The organism is Methylibium sp. (genome assembly GCF_013817365.1).
Lineage (GTDB): Bacteria > Pseudomonadota > Gammaproteobacteria > Burkholderiales > Burkholderiaceae_C > Methylibium.
The window spans coordinates 1-2,090 of the sequence record NZ_JACDCU010000593.1 but is presented as its reverse complement, the minus strand read 5'-3'; the positions used below and the strand labels follow the sequence as shown (position 1 = coordinate 2,090).

Genomic DNA, 2,090 nt, shown 5'->3' with positions numbered 1-2,090 from the left:
AACGGGTGACATGCGAAGCGTCCGCGGGTCTTGTGAAAGCCCGGCATGACGCTTCGAGCCGTGCGCCGGTCAGTGACGGCCGGCCAAGCTGGGAGGCCTCATCTCCAGCCGCAGGTAGGCCAGGCCTGCCAGCAGCAGCGGCGCGAGGTAGTAGACGAGGCGGTACACGAGCAGCGCCGACACCAGCGCGGCCATCGCCACCTGGCCGCCGAGCAGGGTGATGAACACCGCTTCGGTCACGCCCAGGCCGCCCGGCACGTCGACCACCGCCAGCGCCGTTGCGCACACCAGCAGCACGCCGAGCACGGTGACGAAGGGAACCGCCTGCTGCAGCAGCGCGAACAGGCCTGCGGCGATCAGCGCCCACTGCAGCACCGACAGCGCGCACTGCGCGAGGGCGAAACGCAGGGAAGGCAGCTGCAGCGTCTGTCCGAACACCGTCCACGAGCGAACGCGCGACAGGCCGCACAGCGCGAAGTAGGCCAACGCGGCGCCGAGAAAGGCGCAGCCGATCGCCTGCAGGAGGTCCGGCGACGTGCCGGCGCCGAACGGCGCACCGCCGAGTTGCAGCGCCAGCAGCAGCCCGGCGAGCACCAGAAAGCCCAGCCAATTGCTCACGAAACACACCAGCCAAAGACGGGCCACCGTGCCAGTCTTGACGCCGAGGCGGCCGTAGGCGCGAAAGCGCAGGCCCACGCCAGCGGCGCCCAGGTTGAGCGCGAAGGCATGGCTGACGAAGCCCAGCGCGAGGACGTGGCGCGTCTTCAGCCGGTGGCGCGTGTAGCGGCGGCCCAGCAGATCGAAGCCGCAGTAGGCGACATAGCTGAGCGCGCTGAACGCCGCACCGGCCGCCAGCGCCCGCGTGGGAAACCGGCTCAGGGTGGAGACGAGCTGGTCCGCGTCGAGCGTGCGCAACTGCAGCACGAGCAGTGTGACGGCCAGCCCGATGAAGCCGGCAGTGAGCAGGCGCCGCAACCACGGCCAGGCGTCTCGAAGCATCTGCAAGCGCGGGCAAGGCGCGCTCCCGCCCGGCTCGCCGCCGACGGCGCCGCCGCTCACTGCGGAGGCATCCGGCTCAATGCGCATGGCGAGGCAGCCGCACGGTGAAGGTGGTGGCGCTTGCATCGGACGCGACGTCGATCCGGCCCCGGTGCGCCTGCACGATCTGCTCGACGATGAAGAGCCCGAGCCCGATGCTGCCCTCGGGTGCGCCGCTCCGGCCGGTGCCTCGACGCAGCGGCCGGAACAGCTCGCCGCGCAGTTCCTCCGTAATCGGCTCGCCTTCGTTGCGCACGCTCAGGCGCATGTCGGTCGCGCCGCCCTCGACGCCCACCGTCACGGGCGTGCCGGGGGCGCCGTAGACGAGGGCGTTGGTGATCAGGTTGGACATCATCTGCGCGAGCCGGTGCGGGTCCACGATGCCCAGGCCTTCGCCGGTGGCGTCGAACACGATGCCGCGCTGCGGATGCGCGAGCCGGAACTCCTCGACCAGTTGGCGCACGGTGGCGTGAACGTCGGTGGTGACCGGCTCGACCGGGATGCCCTTGCCCAGGCGCACCTGGGTGAAGTCGAGCAGGTCGTGCACGAGTCGCAGCGCGCGTGCGCCGCTGCGCTTGATGCGCTCGGTCGCCTCTTTCAGGTTGGCGCTCACGCCCTCGCTGCGTTCGAGCAGGGTGGCGTTGAGCAGGATGACGTTGAGCGGATTGCGCAGGTCGTGCGAAGCGATGCCCACGAAGGTTTCGAGCAGCGTGTTCTCTTCGCCGGTGCGCACGTGCGCCTCGCGTTCGAGTCGTCGCAGTGTGGCGTTTTCCAGCATCACGGCGGCCTGCGCCGCCAGGCTTTCGACCAGCCGCTCGTGCTCGGCGGTGAAATAGCCGGGTTCGGCGTGCAGGAAGAACAGGGCGCCGAAGGCCCGACCCTGGCGGGGACACACACAGGCCGCCAGGCCACTGGCAGCGGGCTGCTCCGGCGCCAAGCCGAGGCGCAGCGCTTCCTCGGCGCCCGAGCCGGCCCGCAAGTCGTCGAGGCGAAGGGTGCGCCCGGTCAGTGCCGCGGCAAAGGCCGAGGTGCTGCGCAGCCGGGCCAGCGCC

The 2,090-nt window shown here is 70.9% G+C and carries 2 protein-coding genes; both read right to left on the bottom strand.

From position 1 onward, the window contains the following. Window positions 1-69: 69 nt before the first annotated feature. Window positions 70-1,086, bottom strand: a complete 1,017-nt coding sequence (locus H0W38_RS21765; protein WP_292458148.1) for a lysylphosphatidylglycerol synthase domain-containing protein — start codon at window positions 1,084-1,086, stop codon at window positions 70-72. Then, the coding region (locus tag H0W38_RS21760) for a GAF domain-containing sensor histidine kinase (protein WP_292458146.1) at window positions 1,076-2,090 on the bottom strand (1,015 nt) is incomplete at its 5' end. The genes H0W38_RS21760 and H0W38_RS21765, both read right to left, overlap by 11 nt.

Bases quoted from the DNA above. Each gene is read 5' to 3' on its own strand.
- H0W38_RS21765 (WP_292458148.1), bottom strand. From the start codon at position 1,086: ATGCGCATTGAGCCGGATGCCTCCGCAGTGAGCGGCGGCGCCGTCGGC.